Consider the following 24,582-nt stretch of genomic DNA (forward strand, 5'->3'; position numbering starts at 1 on the left):
GGCCGGTTCCGTCCGCCGTCGGTAAACGGGCCGGCACATGAACCCGGTAGGCTGGTCCGAGCCGGATGGGCCGTTGGGACTTCACAGGGGGAAGCAGTGCGTAACGCCAGGCGTGGAACGGTCATGATGCTGGCGGCCGCGGCCCTGCTGGCCGGCTGCAGCGGCAACTCCCCGGAACCGGCGCCAACACCGACGGCGACTCCCACCTGCCCCGCAGTGGACCCGGCCTCGGTGCAGGCCGAGCCGATCGGCCAGGGCTCCGCGGCACAGGTGGCCGCCAATGTACTGGCCAGTTACACGGCCTGGGCCAATGCCGGCACGGAACTGGCCGCCTCGCCGGCGTGGAGCGGCCCCGCCCTGCCCGCCAGTTGCGCGGAAGACCTAGCCCAGCTGCATCGCGACGCCTACGCCAATACTCTCTTCGTCACGCGGTCCGACGTGGCGTGGGAAGCGTATTACGACGAGCAGCGCGACCTGAACAAACTGAACATCGCGCTGGCGCTGGAAGCTGGCCACTCCACCAACGGCGAATACGAACTCATGACCATGAAGGAACACTCCAGCACCGACGCCGGTACCTTCCTGAAGTTCGACGCCGCCTACATTCCCCCGCGCGGGGAAGGGTTTCCGCCGGTCTCGGCCGAGACCGTTAAGCCCCAGGAATGGTATGTGGCCCTGGTGCCATGGGACGGGTTCATGATCATCGACTACATCGAACTCAAGGACTCCGCCGACAGCTGACCTGTTGCCAGCACTACCGGTCGAGGCCGAGGTCCTGAATGGTCGCGGCCACACGGGCACGCTGCTCCTCGTTCAGCCCTTGGATCGGCAAGGGCAGACTCGCCCTCGGCACGAGTCCCAGCTGTTCCGCGATGGCTGCGACAACCCGGATGCTCCCGCCGTACTCGGCGAACAACTGCCACAACGATGCGAGCCGTTCGGACTCCGCGAGCGCGTCGGAAACCCGTCCTTCCAAGGCAGCGCGGGTAATCCGCAGGGCCGGCGCGGGGGGGCGCCGGCGATGACCGAGTACCAGGTGTCGCACCCGGCGGCCAGACCGGCGGCGGCCTTGGCATCGCCGGATACCCCGATGCTCACATGTGCCGGGACAGCTTCCCGTATTTCCTGGATCCGCGCCTGTGCCTGCTCCGGGTCGTCCGGAACACCGGGGATTTTGATGGAAGCGATACCGGGAAGTTCCGCGATGCGTCCGTAGAGCTCGGTCGTGAAGGTGAAGTGAGTGGTGCCGGGATTGTCGTAGACGATGACGGGCAGCGATGAATTGACGGTGACCGTCCGGAACAGTTCGAACACATCGTCGTCGGTCAGGGGCTGGTACGTCATCGGCGCGAGCAGGAGGCCGGAAGCTCCTGCCTGTTCGGCCTTTTCAGCGTTCGCGAGGACCTGCGAGGTCCGCAGCGCCCCGATGCCGATGAACACCGGAGTTCCGCCGGCGTGCTCAACAGCCAGGCGGGCCACACGGCTTCGCTCCTCACTGCTGAGGTAGGCGTAGGACCCGGTGGATCCGAGCGCGGTGATGGAATCTACCTTCGCCTCCGCGAGCCGTTCGACCAAGCCGCTGAAGGCAGCCTCGTCCACCGCGTCATCCGACAGAGGGGTCAGGGGGAAGGCACTCAAACCTGCGAACATCGTTGTCTCTCCTGTTGGTCGAGGGTTCCTGTGCGTTTCATCCCTGCGGGACTCGGGGCAGGTGCAGTTTATCCTGCCGTGCTGCGCCGCTTCCGCTTAGGCTGAATCCGGCGGGTACTTAAATATAGAAGGAGGACCGGATGCGGATCGCGGTGATGCAGGCTGCCGGCGAGGTGCTGGACGTCGCGGGGAATCTTGCTCTGGTTGCTCGCGCCGCCGCCGAAGCTGCGGCAGCAGGAGCCGACGTCTTGGTCACCCCTGAACTGTTCATCTGCGGCTACGCGCCTTTGGCCATTCAGTCCTCCCTGGGTCCGGAGTTGTCCCGCGCCATCGACGACGGCGCCGCCCGGATTGCGCGCGAACACCGGATCGGGCTGGTCTACAGTACACCGGCAGCTGCCGACTGCGGCGGCTGGCACATTACCGCCGCATTGCTGGACCGGGCCGGGAATGAGCTCCTCCGGTATGCCAAGGTGCATCTGTTCGATCGCGAAGAGCAGCAGGTTTTCGTCCCGGGCGAAGCTGCGCCCTCGGCGGTGGATTTCGAGGGCACCCGGGTGGGCCTGCTGATCTGCTATGATGTCGAGTTCCCCGAGCCCGTCCGCGCCTTGGCCGACGCCGGCGCTGACGTGGCTCTGGTTCCGACGGCGCTCGGTTCCGGCTTCCAGGACGTGCCCGGAATCCTGCTCCGGGCCCGCGCCCTGGAAAGCCAGTTGGCCATCGCCTACGCCAACCACACCGGGGCGTTGCCCGCGGACGCCGGCCAGGAGTTGCTGCTTGGCGGCCTCAGCGTGATCGTTGGCCCCGACGGCGCCTTGCTCGCCCAGGCAGGAACCGACACGGAATTCGAAGTCCTGTGGGCAGACGTCACCACCGACGACGTCGCTGCCGCCCGTCGCCACGTGCCCTACCTCCGTGACCGCCGCCCCGCACTTTACCGCGCCTGGCAACAGCCGCAGCACTAGCACTAGCACTATTAGCCGCGGTTCTTATGCCTCATATGCACAAACTCGGATCCCGCCCCTTCTGCCACGCGTTCCGGAAACAATGTGGCGTCAGTCCTGGTAGGTTCCGGACCGCAGGCGAGCAGGGCGACGCCCCGTACAGCTCGAAATCGCTTGTCTCTTCAGCCGAAGGCCGGACGGGTTCAACGCCTATAACGGCGCATATGCAATCAGGTATCCGGCAAATCGCATCTGGTGCGAATTCGACGGATTTTGATACGGGAAGCCCCAGTTTTGCCTGCTCCCGTCTCCCCGGCACCGTTAAACAAGCACGAGCAGAACCTTGCCCACTTGCACCCTCGTTCAAGCAACAGCCCTGGATATGTCAACTGCTATTCGCCGGTCATCAAAACGCCGGATCGCCAGTAGGCGAAGGAAAACGCTCGAGCCCTTGTGCGCCCTGCTGTCCGGTCTCAATCTAGTCGGCCATTCCCCACGTCAACGTGGCCAACGAAATTGAGACCGGACAGCAGGGATATAGACACTTCTAGTGAAGTCTAGCGTTTTTGCTATAAGCAGTTAGGCTTTCCTACATGGAGAGCGAACTCAATCCCTACGCACCGGGCTCCGGCTTGCGTCCGCCGGCGATGGCAGGCCGTGACGGGGAGATCAAGTCCTTTGACCTGATGGTAGCCCGCAGCAAGCGCCGCCTGCATAATCGCGGAATGGTACTCTCCGGTATTAGATCTAGCTATTTCGTGCCAGACAGCAGATCCTGCGGGCTGTAATTTAGCGCGATCAGGAGTTCAGCCCGTGTCTGCGCGTCCGCCAGATCACGCCCCAACAGCTCCCCCACTTGGCCGATCTGCCGCCGGACACTGTTGCGGTGCAGGCTCAGCGCCTTGGCCGAGCCATCCCAACTGCCGTTCGCCTCCAACCACGCCCGCAGCACCACCAGCAGGGCGGAGGCGCGCTCCGGCTCCAGTTGCCGCAGCTGGCTGAAGCTCCGGTTGAACAGCATCGCCCCGGCCTCCGGGCCCAGCAGGCCGGTGACCGAGAACTCGATCTGATCCGCCCTGATACTGCGCCCGGCAGCCTGTGCCTGCTGCCGCAGCGAAGTGGCCCGCCGGTAGGCCTCGGGCAGTTCCGGCAGTTCGGCCGTACCGGAGATGACAAGGTGCCAGCCGAGCTTCTCTACCTCCTCCACTACGGCCTCATCCACGCGCAGCCGGGTAATGGCAGCGAACCCGTAGTCGGTGCTTTCCACCAGCTTCGTGTCGAAGATCCGCCGCCATTGCAGCAGTCCGCGGACCGGATCCTCGCCTGCCGTCCTACCCGACTGGCCCGCTTTCTCCGCTGTTTCCGGAGCAGACCCCCTGGCCTGGAAGCCCTGCACCACGCGGAGTTCGGCATGGCGTGGCGCGGACACACTTTGCGCCACCAGCCGGCCGACCGCCTGCGAGCGCCGGGAATCCGCCGTCGTTGTTTCCGGGTGCAGCAGCAGTGCCGTTGCCAGTTGGCTGGGTGCCAGCGAGCCGACGGTGCGTTGGCGCAGCAAGGCTTCCAGCAGCCCGACGGCGGTCTCGACAATGTTCCTCTCCACCGGTTCCAGCGGATTGGTCGCACCCACGACGAGGGCCCCCAGGTTGGCGTCCCGGGTGCTGCGGAGCGGATACGCCACCACCCGCCGGGCCTCGGGAGCGTCGAAACTTTCCACTTCGACCCGCGGGCCGCTGCCGGCGAAGAGCCTGGCCAGCATCGGTTCCAGTTCCGCAGCCTCGGGCACGCCGCCTTGCAGTTGCGCGGGGACGGCGCGGGAGCGGACGCGCCGGTTGGCGCCGACCAGCACTGCCCATACCGGTACGTTCCGCACCAGCGCCTCCAGCAGTTCGGCCTCGGGACGCGGGGTCAGCACGGCGCGCATCAGCTGCCTGTTCGCTTCCGAGAGCAAGCGCAGCACCCTGAGGTTCTCCGCCTCCAGCAGCCGGGCGAATTCGAGTCCCAGCGCGGCAAAGGGTACTTCTTCCGGAATGGTCACCAGGGTCAGGGAGTGCTTGCGGCAGGCCTCGGCCAGGGTCTGGGGGATGTCGCTGAAATAGGGGCTGATGCCGAACCCAAGGGCGCAGACTTTTGCCTGCACCAGCCGTTCGATGTACCGGTCCACGGCCTCGGGGGTCCCGCCGTCGTCGAGGAACGGGAGTCCGGCGGTCAGGACGAATTCGCCCTCCAGCAGGTACGGGGCGGGGTCCTCCAGCTCGCTCGGCTCCACCCACCGGACCAGGGCCGGTTCCGCGGTGCCCGGCCGGCCGTCGTGGACCGTCGTCAGGGTGTCCGGCAACCGCTCCAGGAAGCGTTCCAGCGAGACCGCCGCGAAGGCTCCGGCCGTGCTGCCGCTAAACTGGTCGGCGCCCGCCCGCACAGGCCGGACGTCCTCCCCGCCACCGGCGGATGGTGCAGAATGTCTCATGCGAGAAGAGTGTAGGTCATTTTGCCCCAGCTTGTTAGCTGTCTCACATGGCACGCTGGTGGAACGGAAGAAGCCTCCAGATTGGAACCGAGAATGATCGACACCCCTCCCGCAACGAAGCGCCGGGGCCTGCCCCTGGGCAGCCAGTTGCTGCGACGCAAGCCGCTCGGCCAGATGCTCAACGAGGCCGGCACCGGCGCCGACGGCAGTTCCGGCGGTCCCCGCCTGCGGCGCAGCCTCGGCGTCTGGCAGCTGACCATGATCAGCGTCGGCGCCACCCTGGGCACCGGCATTTTCGTGGTCCTCGGGGCCTCGGTTCCGCTGGCCGGCCCTGCCATCTGGATCTCGTTCCTGGTGGCAGGCTTCGCGGCGCTGCTCTCGGCGATTTCCTACGCGGAAATGGCCGGCGCGGTTCCCGTCTCCGGCTCCAGCTACTCCTACACGTACGCCACCATGGGTGAAGGGATCGCCTGGATCTGCGGCTGGTGCCTGGTCCTTGAATACGCGGTCTCCGTGGCCGCCGTGGCGGTCGGCTCCGCTGAGTACGTCAACGAGATGCTGCAGACGTTCGGCCTGGCGTTGCCGGCCGCGATTGCCGCCCCGCCCGGCGCCGAAGGCGGGCTGCTGAACCTTCCGGCGGTCGCCGTCGTTGTCCTGGCGATGATCCTGCTGGTTCGCGGCGCCAAGGAAAGCGCGTGGGTGAACACCGTCATGGTGGTCATCAAGATCGCCGTGCTGCTCATGTTCATCGCCATCGCGTTCACCGCTTTCCGTGCCAGCCACTTCGAAACCCTGATGCCGATGGGTGTCGCCGGCATGTCGGCGGCGGCGTCACGCCTGTTCTTCTCCTATATCGGCTTCGATGCCGCCTCCACCGCCGGCGAGGAAGCCAAGAACCCGCAGCGCGACCTGCCGCGCGCCATCATCGCGTCCATGGTCATCATCACCGGCATCTACATCCTTGTCGCCGTCGCCGCCATCGGCGCCCGCGAGTGGACCTGGTTCGACGGCACCGAAGCTGCCCTGGTGCAGATCCTGCAGGAGCTGACCGGCAACCCCTGGATGGCACTGGTCTTCGCCGTCGGCGCCGTGGTGGCGATCGCCAGCATTGTGCTCACCGTGCTGTACGGGCAGACGCGGATCCTGATGTCCATGTCGCGGGACGGCCTGGTTCCCAAAGTCTTCGGCCGCGTCTCGCCGCGGACCGGAACCCCCGTGGCCGGCACGCTGATTGTCGGCAGCGCCGTTGCGCTCACGGCCGGGCTGGTCCCGCTCGGCGAGCTGGCGGACGCCACCAGCATCGGGACGCTGTTCGCCTTCGCGCTGGTCAACCTCTCCGTGATTTACCTCCGCCGCTCCCGGCCGAACCTGCCGCGGACCTTCCGGGTACCGTTCTATCCGCTGACCCCGATTCTGGGTACCGTCATGTGTATCTACCTCATGGCGAACCTTGGTTCCAGCACCTGGTGGGTCTTCGCCGCGTGGATGCTGGTGGGCGCCGCTGCCTACTTCGGCTACGGCCGCCACCACTCCCGCGTGGCGCAGTTGAGCCGCAACGATTACGAATACCTCTCCGCCCAGGACCCGGCCGCGGAGCCCGCACCGTCGGCAGCCGGCCGCTGATTCCCGGCACCTTCCTCACCACCCGAGCAACCGAAAGCTAAGCACCATGACACTGGCCACCGAACTCCACGCCCCGGCCGCCGCGGACGAGAATCCGATCACCATGCTGAACCCGGACTTCCCGTTCAGCTACGACCACTACCTCGCGCACCCCGCCGGCCTGGGTTCCGTCCCGGAGCACCTGCACGGCACGGAAGTGGCCGTGGTCGGCGCGGGACTGTCCGGGCTGGTGACGGCGTACGAGTTGATGAAACTGGGGCTGAAGCCGGTTGTCTATGAGGCCGGCGCGATCGGCGGCCGGCTGAAGACGGCCGCGTTCCCCGGGGCTCCCGACGTCGTTGCGGACCTGGGCGGCATGCGCTTCCCGGTTTCCGGCAGGGCGCTCTACCACTACGTGGACAAGCTCGGGCTGGAAACCACAGAGTTCCCCAACCCGCTGTCCGGCCCCACGACCAGCACCGTCATTGAGCTGGGCGGGCAGAAACACTACGCCGAGCAGCCAGAAGACCTGCCGGAGTTCTTCCGCGAGGTGGCCGATGCGTGGAAGGCGGCGCTGCGCGAGCACGCATCCTTCGACGAGATGCAGCAGGCCATCCGGAAACGCGACACTGCCCGCATCAAGGAACTGTGGAATGCGATGCTGCCGGAGTTCGATGAGCAGACCTTCTACGGTTTCATGGCCGCCAGCCGCGCCTTCAAGGCCGCCGGGTTCGAACACCGCGAGGCGTTCGGCCAGGTCGGTTTCGGCACCGGCGGCTGGGACACGGATTTCCCCAACTCCATCCTGGAAATCCTGCGCGTGGTCTACACCGACGCCGACGATCTGCACCGGGGCATTGTCGGCGGCGCCCAGCGGCTGCCGGAAGCGCTCTGGAACCACGCGCCCGAGGACTGCGTCTTCTGGCCGGCCGGAACCTCGCTGGCCAGCCTCCACCGCGGCAGCGCCCGCGGCGCCGTCGCAAGCATCACCCGCGGCACCCCCACGGACGGAAATCCCGACGGCGACATCGTCATCGCGGACAAGTGGGGCCACAGCGCCAGCTACCGCTCGGCGGTGGTGACCTGCCAGACGTGGCTGCTCTCCACCCGGATCCACACCGAGGAAGCGCTCTTCGAACCGGGCGTGTGGACCGCCATCGAACGCAACCACTACATGCAGTCCTCCAAGACCTTCGTGATGGTGGACCGGCCGTTCTGGAAGGACCGCGACCCGGCGACCGGCCGCGAAGTGCTCAGCATGACGCTCACGGACCGGCTCCCCCGCGCCACCTACCTGCTGGACAACGGGCCGGACAAGCCGGCGGTCATCCTGCTCTCCTACACCTGGAACGACGACGCCCTGAAGTGGCTGTCGCTCGACGCCGACGAGCGGGTCCGGCTGATGCTGCACTCGCTGGCCCAGATCTACCCCGGCGTGGACATCGCCTCGCACATAGTCGGTGAGCCGATCACCGTCTCCTGGGAGGCCGACCCGAACTTCATGGGTGCGTTCAAGGCCAACCTACCCGGCCACTACCGCTACCAGCAGCGGCTGTTCACGCACTTCAAGCAGGACCAGCTGCCTGCACATCAACGCGGCATCTTCCTCGCCGGGGACGATGTCTCCTTCACAGCGGGCTGGGCCGAGGGGGCTGTGACGACGGGACTGAATGCAGTCTGGGGCGTGGTCAACCACCTCGGCGGCAAGTGCGCGGAAGACAATCCCGGCCCCGGCGAACTGCTAGCGGAACTGGGACCGGTCGCGCTGGACTAAGGTGGGCCGTAGAGAATAAACTGGAGGAAGTTCTCGCAATGCAATAAAGAACTTCCGCAATACGAAAGGTGCTGCTCCATGACGCAACTCCAGCCAGGAACCTCCGCCCCGTCCTTCACGCTGCCCGATGCCTCGGGCAGCAAGGTTTCGCTGGCCGACTACGCCGGCCGCAATGTGGTGGTCTATTTCTACCCGAAGGCCGCCACCCCGGGCTGCACCACGGAAGCCTGCGATTTCCGCGACAACCTGAACTCGCTGCAGGCCGCCGGTTTCGACGTCGTCGGTATCTCCCCCGACGGACCCGAAGCGCTGCAGGACTTCGCCGAGGCCGAATCGCTGACCTTCCCGCTCCTCTCCGACACCGACAACGAGGTGGCCAAGGCCTATGGCTCGTTCGGCGAGAAGGAATTCAAGGGCAAGACGTTCACCGGCACGCTGCGCAGCACTGTCGTCGTCGATCCTGATGGCAATGTCCGCCTGGCCGAGTACAACGTGGACGCCAAGGGCCACGTTGCGCGGCTGCGCGAATCGCTCGGCGTGAACTGAGACCCCGGCTACAACTGATGGAGGCCTTCCCTGAAGGGGGGGCTCCATCAGTTGTAAATAGGGTTCGCCAACCCTATCGTCGCTACCTAATGTTCATTTCTCATGACAGCTAAAATTATCTGTCGTAGAATATGAATATGGAGCACAAGACTCAACTGCTTGATCGCCTGCCCCGCGGCCCGTTCACTGTCTCAGGCGCCGCGGAGCACGGAGTCTCACACACGAGCGTATATCGGATGCGCGACGCGGGCCTGATCGAGAAGATTGGCCCTGGACTGTACATCGCCGGAACGGGCATGCAGGCCGACCTCGATCTATTGGAAGCATCCTATAAGGCCCCCTTAGCTACGATCTGCCTCACCAGTGCCCTTGCCCGCCACGAACTCATCGACGAGATCCCTTCCACTATCGATCTGGCCTTGCCGCGAGGCAAGACTCCTCCTCAGCTCTCGGCTCCGGTCACGTGGCATATTTTCGACAAGGCGACGTTCGACATCGGCCGCTCAACTGTCCTGATTGAAGGCGCAGAGGGGTCGAAGATCGGCATCTACTCGCCGGAGCGCTCGATCGTGGATGCTTTCCGCTTGCGCGGGACCGCCGGCTACGAAACGGGAATCGAAGCATTGCGCAACTGGCTCAAGCGCACCGGATCTCAGCCGGGTCTTCTTATGGACATCGCATCATCGGTTCCCCGGGCCACGGGACCGCTCCGGCGGGCTTTGGAAGTCCTGCTGTGACTGCGACTCAATCCGTCTTCCTGAGGCTGCAGAAAATTGCCAGAGACCGAAAACGTCCCGCAGATGAAATCTTCACGCTCTACGGGTTGGAGCGCTTCCTGGGACGCCTAGCAGCCACTCCCTTTGCAGATGACTTCTGTCTGAAGGGCGGCGTACTTCTGTCCGCTCACGCGTTGCGCCGCCCAACCCGTGACATTGACATGCAGGCGCTCGATTTCCAGCTCGACGTTGATCATGTCACCGAGGTAGTGAAAGCAGTTTGCGACGTCGTCGTCGAAGACGGCCTGATTTTCGACGGTGTCGCAATGAAGATTGAACGAATTCGGGATGAAGCTGAATACAGCGGCCTACGCGTCACGCTGCCCGCACTACTTGGCCGGACGAGACTCGGGATCAAGCTCGATATAAGCACCGGTGACCCTATTTGGCCCGAGCTGGAGCAAATCGAAGTACCGTCGCTGCTCGGCGGCTCGGTCAAAATGCAGGGCCATCCCTTAGCTACGGTGATCGCCGAGAAAACTGTCACCATGATCCAGAGAGGTTCCACCAGCACGCGGTGGCGAGACCTCCTGGACGTGGCGGTTCTGTCAGACCGGTTCGAGTTCGGTGCTGGAGACATCAGAGCAGCAGCAGTGCGGGTTGCCAGGCACCGCGGTGCCGAACTCCGGCTCCTCCGCCCGCTCATGGCAGGCTATGGAGCGATTGGGCAAGTGAAGTGGGCGGCGTGGCGCCGGAAGCTGAGGCTAGAAGACCTCTGCGAGCAGAATCTGGATGAACAGGTTGAGCGTGTCCTCACATTCATTGAGCCAGTTTTCGACGGGTCCGCCGAAGATCACCACCGGTGGAGCCCGGACGCGCGTTCCTGGTCGTAGACGCTGCGAGCCCGCAAGCCTCAGGCAGTCCCGCGGCGGATCAACCGGCCGGTAGGCGTCTCGCCGTCGATCTCCGCGCCGCGCAGGAACGTGCGGCGGACGACTCCGGCCAGCGGCTTGCCGTCGTAGGGCGTGATCGGGTTCTTGTGCTTGAGCTTCTTCGCGTCCACCACGAAGCTTTCATCCGCGGCAAAGACGGAGAAGTCGGCGTCGTAACCCAGCGCCAGCTGGCCCTTCCGGGTCATCCGCGCGAGCTCGGCCGGCCGTCGCGACATCCAGTCCACCACCTGCTCCAGCGGGATCCCCCGCTGCCGGGCCTCGGTCCAGATCAGCGAGATCCCCAGCTGCAGCGAGGCGATGCCGCCCCAGGCCACGCCGAAATCGCCGTTCTCCAGGTCCTTCAGATCCAGCGTGCTGGGCGAATGGTCCGAAACGATGCAGTCGATGATGCCGTCCTCCAGGCCCTTCCACAGCAGCTCCCGGTTGGATGCCTCGCGGATGGGCGGGCAGCACTTGAACGCCGTCGCACCGTTGGGGATTTCCTCCGCCAGCAGTGTCAGGTAGTGCGGGCAGGTCTCCACGGTGAGCTTCACGCCGTCGCGCTTGGCACTGGCGATCATCGGCAGCGCGTCCGAGGAGGATAGGTGCAGGATGTGGGCGCGGGCGCCGGTCCAGCGGGCCCGCTCGATCACCTCGGCGATGGCCACGTTCTCGGCGCCGCGCGGGCGGGAGGCCAGGAAACGCTGGTACTGGTCGCCCTCGGCGTGCGGCGCCCGCTCAATGGCGCGCGAGTCCTCGGCATGGACGATCATCAGCGAGTCGAAGTTCTTCAGCTCCGCCATGTCCTTTTCCATCTCGTCCGCATCCAGCGGCGGGAACTCGTCCACGCCGGAGTGCAGCAGGAAGCACTTGAAGCCAAAAACGCCCTCGTCATGCAGCGGCCGCAGGTCCCCGATGTTGCCGGGCACCGCCCCGCCCCAGAAGCCCACGTCCACGAAGGCCTGGTCCCGGGCGGCGTTGCGTTTTTCCTCCAGCGCGGCGGCGTTGATGGTGGGCGGGATGCTGTTCAACGGCATGTCGATAATGGTGGTCACGCCACCGGCGGCCGCGGCCCGGGTGGCGGAGGCGAAGCCCTCCCACTCGGTGCGGCCGGGCTCGTTGACGTGCACATGCGTGTCCACCAGCCCGGGGATCAGCGTTTCGTCGGGTGCCAGCTCAAGAATTTCGCGGCCGCGCAGCCCGTTGCCCAGCGGTTCGATGGCCACAATCGAGCCGTCCCGCACGCCGACCTCACGTGCGGCGACCCCCGCCGTCGTCAGGATCCGCTCGCCCCGAATGACCAGGTCGTATTCCGGTGAAGTTGCTTCGCCGCCCACTTATGCTCCCCTCTGAGCTTCCAGTTTCCTGCCGCCCGCGATATCACCCGCCAGCAGCCGCAGTCCGATCTCCGCGCCGATGCTTTCAAGCAGCCTGCCCGCCTCGGCCATGCAGACGGAGACGTCACTTTCAAGATCCGTCAGGGCGAACGTTTGCGCAAGCCCTGCCGATTCCAGCTGAGTGTCCGACAAAAGTGTACGGCCGCAGACCGCGAAAACGGGCACGCCGGCCGCCGCGGCTTCGGTGGCCACGCCGATGGGCGTCTTGCCCTCAAGGCTCTGGGTATCCAGGCTGCCCTCGCCCGTGATCACCAGGCCCGCCCCGGCGAGTTTGTCGCGCAGGCCGGTCAGTTCAATAACGACGTCGATGCCGCGCCTGCGCTGCGCCTCCAGCACTGCCAGTGCCGCGAAACCAACGCCGCCGGCGGCTCCGGAGCCGGGCACGTGCGCCATCGCGGCCGTGCCCGCTCCCAGTTCGGGCCCGAGGACCCGGACAAACTGGGCCAGGGCGGCGTCCAGCGTCGTGACGTCCTCCGGCGAGGCGCCCTTCTGCGGGCCGAAGACGGCGGCGGCGCCGTTCTCGCCCAGCAGCGGGTTGTCCACGTCCGACGCCAGCACGAAGGAAACGCCCGCCAGCCGCGGATTCAAGCCGGACAGGTCCACCTCGGCGAGCCGCGCCAAAGCCGCGCCGCCGCGCGGAAGGAAGCGTCCGCCGTCGTCCTTCAGGATGGCGCCCAGTCCTTGAAGCAGCCCCGCGCCGCCGTCGGTGCAGGCACTGCCGCCCACCCCGAGGATGATGCTGGTGCAGCCGAGGTCCAGGGCCGCGCTGATCAGTTCCCCGGTGCCCCGGCTCGTCGCGGTGAGCGCCTGCAGCCGGCCGCCGGGCAGCACATCCAGCCCGGAGGCCGCGGCCATCTCGATCACGGCCTGTTGGCCCTTGACCGCGATGGCCGCCTCCAGCGGCATGCCGGTCGGTCCGGCAACGGTGGCGAGATGCCGCGTGTACCCGGCGCCGACGGCGGCCTGAAGGGTGCCTTCACCGCCGTCGGCCACGGGAACGTTGGTGACCTGGATGTCCGGGGCGACCGCCCGCAGGCCACGCTCCACCGCCGCGGCGACTTCCGGGGCGGTGAGCGAGCCCTTGAACTTATCCGGTGCAATCACCACTTTCATGGCAGGTTCAGCCCTGCAGAGCCACGAGGGCGGTGGGAGCGTCCGCGGCGGTCTCGGCCAGACCCTCGAACTCGTTCACGTTGTCCAGTTCTGTGCCCATGGAGATGTTGGTGACGCGTTCCAGGATGACCTCCACGATCACCGGCACCTTGTACTCGGCCATCAGCGCGCGGGCCTTGTCGAACGCGGCGGAGAGGTCTTCCGGGTTCTCCACGCGCACGGCCTTGCAGCCCAGGCCCTCGGCCACTTTGACGTGGTCCACGCCGTAGCCGTTCATCTCCGGGGAGTTCACGTTCTCGAACGCCAGCGAGACGTGGTAATCCATCTCGAAGCCGCGCTGCGACTGGCGGATCAGGCCCAGGTAGGAGTTGTTGACCACCACGTGGATGTACGGCAGCTGGAACTGCGCGCCCACGGCCAGCTCTTCGATCATGAACTGGAAGTCGTAGTCGCCGGACAGGGCCACCACGGTCTCGTCCGGCTTGCCGCGCACCACGCCCAGGGCGGCCGGGGCGGTCCAGCCCAGCGGGCCGGCCTGGCCGGCGTTGATCCAGCGGCGCGGGCCGAACACGTGCAGCAGCTGTGCGCCGGCGATCTGCGACAGGCCGATGGTGGACACGTAGGTGGTGTCCTCGCCGAAGGCCTTGTTCATCTCTTCGTATACGCGCTGCGGCTTGATGGGCACGTTCTCGAAGTGGGTCTTGCGCTGCAGCTTGCCCTTGCGCTCGGCGCATTCGCCGGCCCAGCCGGAGTAGTCCGGCAGCTTGCCGGCGGCTTTGCGCTCCTTGGCTACCTCGAGCAGGATTTCCAGTGCTGCGCCGGCGTCCGAGGTGATGCCCAGGTCCGGCGCGAACACGCGGCCGATCTGGGTGGGCTCGATGTCGATGTGCACAAACTTGCGGCCCTTGGTGTAGGTGTCCAGGCCGCCGGTGTGGCGGTTGGCCCACCGGTTGCCGATGCCGATCACAAAGTCCGAGGCCAGCATGTTCTCGTTGCCATAGCGGTGCGAGGTCTGCAGACCCGCCATGCCGGCCATCAGGCGGTGGTTGTCCGGAATGGTGCCCCAGCCCATCAGGGTGGGGATGACCGGCACGTTGAGCAGTTCGGCCAGTTCCACCAGCTGCGCGGAGGCGCCGGCGTTGATAATGCCGCCGCCGGCCACGATCAGCGGGCGCTCCGCCGCGGTGAGCATGTCCAGCGCCTTTTCGGCCTGCTTACGGGAGGCCTTCGGCTTCTCCGCCGGCAGCGGCTCGTAGGTGTCGATGTCGAACTCGATCTCGGCCATCTGCACGTCGATGGGCAGGTCCAGCAGCACCGGTCCGGGGCGGCCGGAACGCATCAGCTGGAAGGCCTTCTGGAACGCACCGGGAACCTGCGCCGGCTCCAGGATGGTCATGGCCATCTTCGTCACCGGCTTCGCGATGGTCTCGATGTCCACCGCCTGGAAGTCTTCCTTGTGCAGCTTGGCCACCGGGGCCTGGCCGGTGATGCACAGGATCGGCACCGAGTCGGCCCAGGCCGCGTACAGCCCGGTGATCATGTCGGTGCCGGCGGGGCCGGAGGTGCCCACGCAGATGCCGATGTTGCCGTCGGCGGCACGCGAGTAGCCGTCGGCCATGTGCGAGGCGCCCTCAACGTGGCGGGCTAGCGTGTGGCGGATGCCGCCGTGGGCACGCATGGCGGAGTAGAACGGGTTGATGGCCGCCCCGGGCAGGCCGAACGCCTCGGTGGCGCCTTCCTTTTCCAGGATGGCGATGGCAGCGTCTACGGTGCGCATCTTGGTCATGGGAATCTCCTTGAAAGCCTGTGGTGGAGCCCTTGGGCGGGCTGTTTTTGGGTGTGTTCGGTGGAGCCGGCGTCGCCAAATTACGACGCCGGCTGCTTAGCTTGGGTGCGGTTCCGGCCTGCCGCCGGGGTGCTTTACTTCCGGCCGGAGAGCTGCAGGACCTGCTTGAACAGGCCCGAGTGGTCCAGTCCGCCGTCGCCCTGGTTGACGGTCGCGGCGACCAGCTGTGCAACGGCGGCGCCAAGCGGGATGGCCACGTTTGCTTCACGGGCGGCGGAGGTGACGATGCCCAGGTCCTTGTGGTGCAAGGCGAGGCGGAAGCCCGGGTCGAAGTTGCGGTCCAGCATCTTCTGGCCCTTCTGCTCCAGCACCTTCGAGCCGGCCAGGCCGCCGCCGAGCACCTTGAGCGCGGCGTCGGTGTCCACGCCGTAGGCCTCGAGGAAGGCGATGGCCTCGCCGAGGACTTCAATGTTCACGGCGACGATCAGCTGGTTGGCAGCCTTGACCGTCTGACCGGAACCGGAGGGGCCCACGTGCACGATGGTCTTGCCCACGGCGTCGAAAACATCCTGCGCGGCGTCGAAGTCGGCCGCCTCGCCGCCGACCATGATGGAGAGCACGCCGTCGATGGCGCCCTGCTCGCCGCCGGAGACCGGGGCGTCCAGCGGGCGGAGGCCTGCGGCGCGGGCCTCTTCGGCGAGGCGGACGGCCACATCGGGGCGGATGCTGCTGGCATCAATCCAGAGCGCGCCCTGCTTGGCGTTGGCGAAGACGCCTTCCTCGCCGGTGACCACGGCTTCGACGTCCGGCGAGTCCGGCACCATGGTGATAACGACGTCGGCGTCCTTCACGGCGTCGGCGATGCTGCTGGCACCCGTGCCGCCTTCGGCCGCGAGCTTGTCGATCTTGTCCTGGCTGCGGTTGAAGCCGGTAACACTGTGGCCGGCCTTGACGAGGTTGATGGCCATGGGCAGGCCCATGATGCCGAGTCCGATAACTGCAACGTTGGTCATGAGATAAGTCCTTTGCTTCGTGCTGGTCGGTAAGAGTCTGTGCTGAGTGCCGGTCAGGCGGGCGGTTAGCGGATGAGCCAGCCGAAGGCCTGCTCGGCCGGCGCCTTGTACTCGAGTCCGATGGGACCCTGGTAGCCGAGTTGGCGGCTGCGGGAGATCCATTCGCCGAGCGGCAGTTCACCGGTGCCGGGGGCGCCGCGGCCGGGGTTGTCCGCGATCTGGATGTGGCCGAAGTCCTTGGCATGGTTCTCGATGACTGCCGCCACGTCGTCGCCGTTGACGGCCAGGTGGTAGAAGTCCGCGAGGAGCTTGATGTTCTGCGGACCCTCGGCGTGGACCTTGCCGATCACATCAAGTGCGTCCTGCGCAGTCTTGAGCGGGTAGCGGTCCGCGCCGGAAACGGGCTCGAGCAGGACGGTTCCGCCGATCGCGGCGACACCTTCGGCCGCGGCGACGAGGTTGGCCAGCGCCACTTCGTCCTGGGCCTCCGGGGTGTGCCCGTCCAGGCGGTTGCCGTAGAGCGCGTTGAAGGCCTTGCAGCCGAGGCGCTCACCGATACCGGCGACGACGGCGATGTTGTCGCGGAATTCGGCGTCGCGTCCCTTCCAGGACACCAGGCCGCGGTCGCCGCCCGGCATGTCGCCGGCATTGAAGTTGAGCCCGGTGAGCTGGACGCCGGCGTCGTTGATCGCGCGTTCAAACGCAGTAACGTCTGCGTCGCCGGGAACGGATTCGGCGAACGGCCACCAGAACTCCACGCTGTCGAAGCCAGCGGCGACGGCGGCCGCGGGGCGTTCCAGCAGGGGCAGTTCGGTGAAGAGGATGGAGCAGTTCACGGTGTAAGACATTGGTATTCCTCGGGATTTGCTTTTCCAGAATGTGGAAGTTTACTTTTGCTCTACGAAAAGCGTACCGAGTGACCGCGAGCACTGTCAAGCTTCTTTTCCATAAAACGGAAACGCTTTTCCATAAAAACGAACAAACTAACCGCCCACTTGCCTAAACTACTGTTTATCGATAGATTTACCTTGTTATTCGACAATAAGGAGACTCCCTTGGGAAAGCTAACGGTCCTGGCGTTGCGCATTGTGCTCGCGCTGCTGCTCGCCGGTTCGCTGTTCATCCAGGTGTGGATGGTGCCGCTGATTTCCACAGATCTCGCGGAGGCCGGCGCGCCCACCGTCATGCGCATCCTGTTCCTCGTGATCGTGGTGCTGGGCATCGTCACCGTGCAGGTCACCATGGTCTGCGTGTGGCGTCTGCTGACCATGGTGCGGCGGGGAACGGTCTTCTCCCACGGCGCCTTCCGGTACGTGGACATCATCTTCGGCGCGGTGGCCGCGGCGGCGGTCCTCATGTTCGGGCTCGCCGTGCTGCTGGCACCGGGCGGCATTGCTCCCGGCATCGTCCTGCTGATCTGCGGGGCGTCCCTGCTGATCGCCGGGATGGCCCTGATCGTCCTGGTGCTGCGGAAGCTCCTGGCGCAGGCCGTGGCCCGCGACGTCGAGGCCAAGCACCTGCGGACCGAGTTGGACGAGGTGATTTGATGGCCATCATCGTCGACATCGACGTCATGCTGGCCAAGCGCAAGATGCCCGTGGGCGTGCTCGCGGAACGCGTCGGCATCACCCCCGCCAACCTAGCGGTGCTTAAGAACGGCCGCGCGAAAGCGGTACGCTTCACCACGCTCGCGGCCCTCTGCGAGGTACTCGATTGCCAGCCCGGCGACCTGCTGCGCTGGGAGCCCGGGGAATCGCCTAATTAAAGCAAAATAGCTCCGCCCCCGGACTCTCAAACGGGGGCGGAGCAGTCTTGTCCGGCCGCAGCGGCCGGTTGTGTTCGTCAGAGAACGATCTGGCGGTTCACGTCCTTGTACAGCAGGTAGCGGAAGTTGGACGGGCCGCCGGCGTAGCAGGCCTGCGGGCAGAACGCGCGCAGCGACATGTAGTCGCCTTCCTGCACCTCGACCCAGTCCTCGTTCAGCCGGTAGACCGCCTTGCCCTCAAGCACGTACAGGCCGTGCTCCATGACATGCGTTTCGGCGAACGGGATGGAGGCGCCCGGCTCGAACGTGACGATGTTGATGTGCATGTCGTACGCCAGGTCATCGACCGGCAGCATCCGGGTGGTGCGCCACTTGTTGTCCGTGCCCGGCATCGGGTTGGGCTCAAGGTCCTGCTCGTTGCCGAATACCGGCTTCGCGGTGTAGCCCTCGAGGGCTTGGTAGGCCTTGCGGATCCAGTGGAACTTGGCGGCAGCACCGCCGTCGTTCTTCACCTGCCACTGGGAACCGGCCGGCGCGTAGGCAAAGCCGCCGGGGGCCAGGACGCGGTTTTCGCCTTCGATAGTGACGCTGAGTTCGCCGTCGACGACGAAGATGAAGCCCTCGACCGTGCTCTGCGCCTCGGGCTTGGCCGAACCGCCGCCCGGGGCGACCTCCATCAGGTACTGGGCGAAGGTGGTGGCGCCGCCGGCGACCGGGCGGTTGAGGATCCAGACGCGGGTATCCTCCCAGTCGGGCAGCACACTGGTGACGATGTCGCGCATGACGCCGCGCGGGATCACCGTGTAGGCCTCGGTGACGATGGCGCGGTCCGTCAGCAGGTCCGTCTGCGGCGGGTGGCCGGCCGGGTTGGCGAAGTACTGCGTGTTCTGCTTAGTCATGGGTTTCCTCGCTGGTGGAAGCGGATTGGGGATGGGCGATGGCCTCGAGCTGGGCGACGGACACCTCGGCCAGGCGCTCGAACTCGTTGCTTTCGACGGCGCCGCAGACCAGTCCGCGGTGGAGGAAGCGGGCCAGGGCGCGGGCCGTGGCCGGTTCATCCATGATGGCGCTGTCGATGCCGTGGACATAGTTCTTCAGCCGGACCGCGGCAGCCTCGAAGCCGTCGCGGTAGAAGGCGTAGGTGGCCAGGAAGCGGGTGGGCAACTGGGCCGAGTGCAGGTCCCAGCCCTGGTAGATGCCGCGTTCCAGGTGCCGGCGGACCAGGCGTGCGTGCAGCGCCCAGGCCTTGGCCACATTCTCCGCATCGCCGAGCGGCAGGATGTTGGTGGACCCGTCCGAGAGGTGCACGCCGGTGCCGGCCACGGCCACCTGCATGACGGCCTTGGCGTAGTCCGCCGCCGGGTGCTCCATGGACTGGTAGGCGGCCGCAATGCCCAGCGACGCGCTGTAGTCGTAGGTGCCGTAGTGCAGCGAGCTGACCCGGCCGGCGCCGGCGTGGATCAGCTGCGCCACCGGGACCGTGCCGTCCGCGGACAGGATCAGCTGCGGGGTTTCCATCTGCACCTCGAAGCGCAGGCGTCCCGCGGGCAGGTTATGCGCCTGCTCCAGCTGCTCGCAAGCGAAGACCATAGCCTGCACCTGGGCCACCGTGCTGACCTTGGGCAGCGTCAGCACCAGGCCCTGAGGCAGGCCGCGCTCTCCGGACTCCTCCACGAGGGCGCCGATGAACCGGTCCAGCGTGCGCAGGCCACGGGCCCGGGTGGGCTCTTCGAAGCACTTGAACCGGATGCCGATGAACGGCGGAGCGGTGCCGGCGGCGACGGCCTGCGCCACGAGGGCACCGGCCTTCAGCGCGTCGGCGTCCTCTTCCTCGTCCGCGCGGTTGCCGTAGCCGTCTTCGAAGTCCAGCCGCAGGTCCTCGATGGGCTCGCTTTCGAGCTTGCGGCGGACCAGTTCGGCCAGCTGGGCGCTCTCCCCCAGGCCGAGGGAGGTTGCCAGCTGCTCCAGGCCGCCGTGTTCCTTCACCGCGGCCAGCGCGTCCCCGCCCCAGCGTGCGGCCAGGTCCAGGGTGAACGAGTCGGCCGGGACGTAGACCGTGTGCACCGGCTGGCGGCCGCCGCCCTCGCCCGGGTAGGCGGCGGACAGCAGCTTATCGGTGGCCGCCAGGTCCGCGTCGATCCTGGCCGCGACGGCGCCGGAGAGGGCGAGCTTGGCCGCCATCAGGAAACCAGCTCGTAGGCCGGAAGCGTCAGGAACTCCACGAAGTCCCCTTCGCCGATCGTCAGGTCCGCGATCAGCTTGCTGGCCGGCTCGTAGTACTTGGCGAACTTGTCGGCGTCGTTAATTTCACCGCGCAGTTTCTCGGTCTCCTCGGTGAGGATGCGCTCCACCAGCTCCCGCGTGACGGTGTTGCCGGTGTCGGCCAGCGTGACCTTGTTGTGCAGCTGCTGCCAGACCTGGGTGCGGGAAATCTCCGCGGTGGCGGCGTCCTCCATCAGGTTGTGGATGGCGACCGCGCCGTTGCCGGAGATCCACACGGCGGTGTAGGCAACGGCCACGTAGAGGTTCAGGCGCAGGCCGGCCTCGGTGACCTCGCCCTGGGCGGAGGACACGTCCAGCAGCTGGGCCGCGGTGACCTCGACCTCGTCGCGAAGGCGGTCCACCTGGTTGGGCTTCTCGCCCAGCACCGAGTCGAAGATCTCGCGGCAGACCGGGACCAGATCCGGGTGGGCGACCCAGGAACCGTCGAAGCCGTCGTTCGCTTCGCGGGTCTTGTCGGCGCGGACCTTGGCGAAGGCCTGTTCGGTGACTTCGGGTTCCTTGCGGTTCGGGATGACCGCGGCCATGCCGCCCATGGCGAAGGCGCCGCGGCGGTGGCAGGTCTTGACCAGCAGTTCGGTGTAGGCGCGCATGAAGGGGGCCGTCATCGCCACGGAGGCACGGTCCGGCATGACGAAGCTTTCGCCGGCCTCGCGGAAGTACTTGATGATGCTGAACAGGTAGTCCCAGCGGCCGGCGTTCAGGCCGGAGGCGTGCTCGCGCAGTTCGTACAGGATCTCGTCCATCTGGAACGCGGCCGGAATGGTTTCGATCAGCACCGTGGCGCGGACCGAACCCTGCGGCAGGCCCAGCTCGGCCTCGGCGAAGGAGAAGATGTCGTTCCACAGCCGGGCCTCGAGGTAGCTCTCGGTCTTCGGCAGGTAGTAGAAGGGACCGTCACCGCGCTCCAAGAGGTACTGCGCGTTGTGGAAGAAGTGCAGGCCGAAATCCACCAGCGCGCCGACAGCCGGCTGGCCGTCGATCTGGATGTTCTTTTCCGGCAGGTGCCAGCCGCGCGGGCGCATGACCACGGTGGCCAGCGGGGCGTCGGTGCGCAGCCGGTACTCCTTGCCTTCGGGCGAGGTGAACGCGAGCTCACCGCGTGCGGCGGCGGTCAGGTTCGCCAGTGCGTCGATGACGTTGGGCCAGGTGGGCGTGGAAGCATCTTCCAGGTCGGCCAGCCAGACCTTGGCGCCGGAGTTCAGCGCGTTGATGGCCATCTTCGCCGGCGACGCCGGTCCGGTCATTTCCACCCGGCGGTCCTGCAGCTTCTCCGGCGCCGGTGCGACCTTCCAGTCGCCCTCGCGGACATGCTTGGTTTCGGGCAGGAAGTCCAGTCCGCCGGAGGCCGCGGCCTTCTGCCGGTTGGTCACGCGGTCCGCCAGCAGGCCGTCGCGCGTGACGGCGAACTTCTGGTGCAGCTTTTCCACGAACCCCAGGGCTTCGGCCGTCAGGATCCTTTCGGCGCCGGCTACTGGTGCGTTGTTGGTCACGGTGAGAGTCATGATGTTGCCTTCCTTTACTTGGCCGCTGCGGCCGACGCTACAGCTGCGGCGACGTCGGATGCCACGTGGGGGTCGAAAACACTGGGAATGATGAAGCTGGCGTTGAGCTCTTCGCCTGACACACGATCCGCAATGGCGTGGGCCGCGGCGACCAGCATCTCGGGCGTAATGTCCGCGACACCGGCGTCGAGCAGCCCGCGGAAGAAGCCGGGGAAGGCCAGCACGTTGTTGATCTGGTTGGGGAAGTCGCTGCGTCCGGTAGCGACGACGGCGGCGTACTTCGCCGCGATCGCCGGGTCCACCTCGGGATCCGGGTTGGCCATCGCGAAGATGATGGCGTCGTCGGCCATGGTGGCCACCTGCTCCTCGCCCAGCACGTTCGGTCCGCTGACGCCGATGAAGACGTCGGCGCCGGCCACGGCGTCGTGCAAGGTTCCAGTGAAGTTGTCCGGGTTCGTGTTCTCTGCCAGCCAGGTCCGGTGTGCATCGGTGTAGGTCTCGGTGCGGCTGATGGCACCGTTGCGGCCGCAGGCGATGATGTTCAGCGCGCCCTGTGCCTTCAGCAGCTGGATGATCGCGTTGCCCGCGGCACCGACGCCGGCCACCACAATCTTCACGTCCTCGATCTTCTTGTGGACTACCTTCAGCGCGTTCTGCAGCGCGGCCAACGTGACGATCGCGGTACCGTGCTGGTCATCGTGGAAGACCGGAATGTCGAGCTCATCGCGCAGGCGCTGTTCGATCTCGAAGCAGCGCGGAGCTGCAATGTCTTCCAGGTTCACACCGCCGTAGACCGGCGCCAGGGCCTTGACGATCTTGATGATCTCCTCGGTGTCCTGGGTGTCCAGGCAGACCGGCCAGGCGTCGACGTCGGCGAACTGCTTGAACAGGGCGGCCTTGCCTTCCATTACCGGCAGCGCGGCGGCAGGCCCGATGTTGCCCAGCCCCAGTACGGCGGAGCCGTCCGTGACCACGGCGATGGTGTTGCGCTTGACCGTCAGGCGGCGGGCGTCGTCCGGGTTCTCGGCGATGGCCATGCAAACGCGTGCGACGCCGGGGGTGTAGGCGCGGGACAGATCGTCACGGTTGCGCAGGGGAACCTTGGGGACAACCTCCAGCTTGCCGCCGAGGTGCATGAGGAAGGTGCGGTCGCTGACCTTGCGGACCTGCACGCCGTCGAGCTCGTCCAGCGCAGCGCTGACCCGCTCGCCGTGGGCGGCGTCGACGGTGTTGCAGCTGATGTCCACGACCATGCTGTCGTGGTGGCTTTCGGTCACATCAAGTGCCGTGATGGCTGCACCGGCGGCAGCAACAGCGGCTGCGAGCTCGCTGGTAGCGGTGAAGCTTGCAGGGGTTTCCACACGCAGGGTTATCGAGTACCCGGGGCTGGGAGTCGCCATTGATTCTCCTCTGTTTCTGGGGCCGAACCGGCCTAAGTAGTTTCCGTATTATGGATATTATTATCTAAGAAGTGGAAATACAACCACCTCCGCAACATTTTCTTTCGACAGGCGGAAATTAAGCAGCAGTTTGCGGTATGTTTGAGAGAGCAGTTCCACGAAGTGGATATTTTCAAGCAATGTGAGAGTGAGTTCCCATGGCAGAGAAAGCCAGCGGAGGCGTCCAGTCAGTCGAGAGGGCTTTCGAGCTGCTCGAGCTCATTACCAATGCCGGCGGAGAGGTCACCCTGAGTGAGCTGTCGTCGTTCACCTCGCTGCCCCTGCCGACCATTCACCGGCTGCTGCGCACCCTGGTTTCGCTGGGCTACGTCCGGCAGCTCGCCAACCGGCGGTACTCGCTGGGCCCGCGCTTGATCCGCCTGGGCGAAGTGGCCAACAAGCAGCTTGGCTCCCTCGCCCGTCCGCACCTGAAGAAGCTGGTTGAGACGCTGGGCGAATCGGCGAACATGGCGGTACTGGACTCCGAGATGGTGGTCTACATCGCCCAGGTTCCGTCGCCGCACTCCATGCGCATGTTCACCGAAGTCGGCCGCCGCGCCCATACCCACGACACCGGCGTCGGCAAGGCCATTCTCGCCCAGCTGGAAGACGACACCGTCCGCGACATCGTCACGCGTGCCGGCATGCCGACACCCACCGAGATGAGCATCGGCAACATCTCCGACCTCATGCTGGAACTGAAGAACATCCGCGAGCGCGGCTACTCCATCGATGAGCAGGAGCAGGAAATCGGCGTACGCTGCTTCGCGATGGCCGTACCGGATGCTCCGACCCCCATGGCCATCTCCGTTTCGGGACCCGTTTCGCGGGTTGATGATGCCTTTGCCAAGCGGGCGGTGCCGCTCCTGCAGAGTGCCGCGGAGCAGATCTCGGCGCAGCTGAACGCGGCCGCGGCGAGCTAGGTTCCAACGCTTTTTCACATCCCAAAAAAGAAATTCCACAAAAGGTGTGGCCTCAGTCACTGTGAGCTGTTAGAGTTTTTCTTGCCAAAGGCGGGTTCCCATCTACGGGAGCTATCTACCGGGCGCTACTAACCTAAACAGCAATCGTCGAAGCTGAGGTCGCCGCCCGCGCCAGTCTGGTGCCATGCCGTGGCCCGCTTCCCGATCACAGGGAGTCGCCACCATGAATACCACCACCATCTCCACCAGCCAATATCTGGCCAAGGCCGTCGAAATCGCCTCCAACAATGTCCGCAATGCCGGCGGGCCCTTCGGCGCCATCGTGGTTGCCGCGGACGGGCAGATTTTCGAGGGCGTCAACCGCGTCACCGCGAACAACGATCCCACCGCGCACGCCGAAGTCACCGCCATCCGCACCGCCTGCCAGGGCCTGGGCACGTTCGACCTGAGCGGAGCCGTACTCTACTCCAGCTGCGAACCCTGCCCGATGTGCCTGGCCTCCTCGCTCTGGGCACGGATCGACCGCGTGGTCTTTGCCGCGGACCGCCACGATGCCGCCCGCGCGGGGTTTGATGACGCCGTCTTCTACGACTACTTCGACACCCCGGTGGAGCGCCGGCTGATGCCCGTGGTCCGCGAGACCGGCGAACCAGGGGACACAGGGCATCTCGAACCCTTCAATATATGGAACAGCCTGGCGATCCGGATCGATTACTGAGGCGGTGCCGTC

Annotated in this window: 21 protein-coding genes and 1 pseudogene; 11 read left to right on the forward strand and 11 right to left on the reverse strand. The window is 66.1% G+C overall.

Features of this window, described 5'->3' with window-relative positions; genetic code table 11:
- Positions 1–96: 96 nt before the first annotated feature.
- Positions 97–741, forward strand: a complete 645-nt coding sequence (locus AC20117_RS05725) for a hypothetical protein (protein WP_139186778.1) — start codon at positions 97–99, stop codon at positions 739–741.
- 13 nt (positions 742–754) lie between these two features.
- Here AC20117_RS05725 and AC20117_RS05730 read toward each other — a convergent pair.
- Positions 755–1,650 (reverse strand): annotated as a pseudogene (locus AC20117_RS05730) (dihydrodipicolinate synthase family protein).
- A gap of 140 nt (positions 1,651–1,790) precedes the next feature.
- On the opposite strand from AC20117_RS05730, the gene AC20117_RS05735 reads away from it, so the two are divergent.
- On the forward strand, positions 1,791–2,615 hold the full coding sequence (locus tag AC20117_RS05735; RefSeq protein ID WP_074700553.1) for a nitrilase-related carbon-nitrogen hydrolase: 825 nt from the start codon (positions 1,791–1,793) through the stop codon (positions 2,613–2,615).
- A 730-nt stretch (positions 2,616–3,345) separates the two neighbouring features.
- On the opposite strand, the gene AC20117_RS05745 is transcribed toward AC20117_RS05735, so the two are convergent.
- Positions 3,346–5,061 carry a PucR family transcriptional regulator gene (locus AC20117_RS05745; RefSeq protein WP_083339712.1) on the reverse strand — a complete coding sequence of 572 codons (1,716 nt, stop codon included), beginning with the start codon at positions 5,059–5,061 and terminating at the stop codon, positions 3,346–3,348.
- A gap of 93 nt (positions 5,062–5,154) precedes the next feature.
- Between AC20117_RS05745 and AC20117_RS05750 the strand changes: the two genes are divergently transcribed.
- From AC20117_RS05750 to AC20117_RS05770, 5 genes are all read left to right on the forward strand, one after another.
- Positions 5,155–6,684 carry an amino acid permease gene (locus AC20117_RS05750; RefSeq protein ID WP_074700550.1) on the forward strand — a complete coding sequence of 510 codons (1,530 nt, stop codon included), beginning with the start codon at positions 5,155–5,157 and terminating at the stop codon, positions 6,682–6,684.
- A gap of 46 nt (positions 6,685–6,730) precedes the next feature.
- Positions 6,731–8,437, forward strand: coding sequence for a flavin monoamine oxidase family protein (locus AC20117_RS05755; RefSeq protein WP_170837948.1), 1,707 nt, complete (start codon positions 6,731–6,733; stop codon positions 8,435–8,437).
- A gap of 78 nt (positions 8,438–8,515) precedes the next feature.
- Entirely contained in the window at positions 8,516–8,983 is a 468-nt protein-coding gene (gene bcp, locus AC20117_RS05760) for a thioredoxin-dependent thiol peroxidase (protein ID WP_074700549.1), read from the forward strand.
- 137 nt (positions 8,984–9,120) lie between these two features.
- Positions 9,121–9,720 (forward strand): type IV toxin-antitoxin system AbiEi family antitoxin domain-containing protein, encoded by a 600-nt coding sequence (locus tag AC20117_RS05765; protein WP_074700548.1) that lies wholly within the window; start codon positions 9,121–9,123, stop codon positions 9,718–9,720.
- The gene (locus tag AC20117_RS05770; protein WP_074700547.1) at positions 9,717–10,592 is read left to right on the forward strand and encodes a nucleotidyl transferase AbiEii/AbiGii toxin family protein; all 876 of its coding nucleotides are present in this window, start codon (positions 9,717–9,719) and stop codon (positions 10,590–10,592) included. The genes AC20117_RS05765 and AC20117_RS05770 overlap by 4 nt, the downstream gene beginning before the upstream one ends.
- A 20-nt stretch (positions 10,593–10,612) precedes the next feature.
- Here the strand turns inward: AC20117_RS05770 and allB are convergent, their stop codons facing one another.
- The 5 genes from allB to AC20117_RS05795 all read right to left on the reverse strand — a co-directional run bounded on the left by allB (position 10,613) and on the right by AC20117_RS05795 (position 16,788).
- A complete protein-coding gene (gene allB / locus AC20117_RS05775; RefSeq protein ID WP_074700546.1) occupies positions 10,613–11,968 on the reverse strand; it encodes an allantoinase AllB in 1,356 nt (451 codons plus the stop codon).
- Positions 11,969–13,141 carry a glycerate kinase gene (locus AC20117_RS05780; protein WP_074700545.1) on the reverse strand — a complete coding sequence of 391 codons (1,173 nt, stop codon included), beginning with the start codon at positions 13,139–13,141 and terminating at the stop codon, positions 11,969–11,971.
- Positions 13,142–13,148: 7 nt separating this feature from the next.
- Positions 13,149–14,927: a glyoxylate carboligase gene (gene gcl / locus AC20117_RS05785; RefSeq protein WP_074700544.1), complete on the reverse strand. Its 1,779-nt coding sequence runs from the start codon at positions 14,925–14,927 to the stop codon at positions 13,149–13,151.
- Between the two features lie 134 nt (positions 14,928–15,061).
- Positions 15,062–15,940 (reverse strand): 2-hydroxy-3-oxopropionate reductase, encoded by an 879-nt coding sequence (locus tag AC20117_RS05790; RefSeq protein ID WP_074700543.1) that lies wholly within the window; start codon positions 15,938–15,940, stop codon positions 15,062–15,064.
- 65 nt (positions 15,941–16,005) lie between these two features.
- Positions 16,006–16,788 carry a hydroxypyruvate isomerase family protein gene (locus tag AC20117_RS05795; RefSeq protein ID WP_074700542.1) on the reverse strand — a complete coding sequence of 261 codons (783 nt, stop codon included), beginning with the start codon at positions 16,786–16,788 and terminating at the stop codon, positions 16,006–16,008.
- A gap of 207 nt (positions 16,789–16,995) precedes the next feature.
- On the opposite strand from AC20117_RS05795, the gene AC20117_RS05800 reads away from it, so the two are divergent.
- A complete protein-coding gene (locus AC20117_RS05800) occupies positions 16,996–17,487 on the forward strand; it encodes a DUF2975 domain-containing protein (RefSeq protein WP_074700541.1) in 492 nt (163 codons plus the stop codon).
- On the forward strand, positions 17,487–17,705 hold the full coding sequence (locus AC20117_RS05805; RefSeq protein ID WP_074700540.1) for a helix-turn-helix domain-containing protein: 219 nt from the start codon (positions 17,487–17,489) through the stop codon (positions 17,703–17,705). The genes AC20117_RS05800 and AC20117_RS05805 overlap by 1 nt, the downstream gene beginning before the upstream one ends.
- A gap of 77 nt (positions 17,706–17,782) precedes the next feature.
- On the opposite strand, the gene AC20117_RS05810 is transcribed toward AC20117_RS05805, so the two are convergent.
- From AC20117_RS05810 to AC20117_RS05825, 4 genes are read right to left on the reverse strand one after another with little or no spacing between them, the layout of a single operon-like run.
- Positions 17,783–18,604: a bifunctional allantoicase/(S)-ureidoglycine aminohydrolase gene (locus AC20117_RS05810; RefSeq protein WP_074700539.1), complete on the reverse strand. Its 822-nt coding sequence runs from the start codon at positions 18,602–18,604 to the stop codon at positions 17,783–17,785.
- A complete protein-coding gene (locus AC20117_RS05815; protein WP_074700538.1) occupies positions 18,597–19,886 on the reverse strand; it encodes a DUF6986 family protein in 1,290 nt (429 codons plus the stop codon). Before AC20117_RS05815 ends, AC20117_RS05810 begins: the two co-directional genes overlap by 8 nt.
- Positions 19,886–21,490, reverse strand: coding sequence for a malate synthase A (gene aceB / locus AC20117_RS05820; protein ID WP_074700537.1), 1,605 nt, complete (start codon positions 21,488–21,490; stop codon positions 19,886–19,888). The genes AC20117_RS05815 and aceB overlap by 1 nt, the downstream gene beginning before the upstream one ends.
- A 14-nt stretch (positions 21,491–21,504) precedes the next feature.
- Positions 21,505–22,890: an NAD-dependent malic enzyme gene (locus AC20117_RS05825; protein ID WP_074700536.1), complete on the reverse strand. Its 1,386-nt coding sequence runs from the start codon at positions 22,888–22,890 to the stop codon at positions 21,505–21,507.
- Positions 22,891–23,087: 197 nt separating this feature from the next.
- On the opposite strand from AC20117_RS05825, the gene AC20117_RS05830 reads away from it, so the two are divergent.
- Together AC20117_RS05830 and AC20117_RS05835 are read left to right on the forward strand one after the other, a co-directional pair.
- Complete coding sequence (locus AC20117_RS05830) at positions 23,088–23,852, forward strand: IclR family transcriptional regulator (protein WP_074700535.1); 765 nt, start codon at positions 23,088–23,090, stop codon at positions 23,850–23,852.
- Between the two features lie 223 nt (positions 23,853–24,075).
- Complete coding sequence (locus AC20117_RS05835) at positions 24,076–24,570, forward strand: nucleoside deaminase (RefSeq protein WP_074700534.1); 495 nt, start codon at positions 24,076–24,078, stop codon at positions 24,568–24,570.
- Positions 24,571–24,582 lie beyond the last annotated feature (12 nt).

It is taken from the genome of Arthrobacter crystallopoietes, assembly GCF_002849715.1.
Lineage (GTDB): Bacteria > Actinomycetota > Actinomycetes > Actinomycetales > Micrococcaceae > Crystallibacter > Crystallibacter crystallopoietes.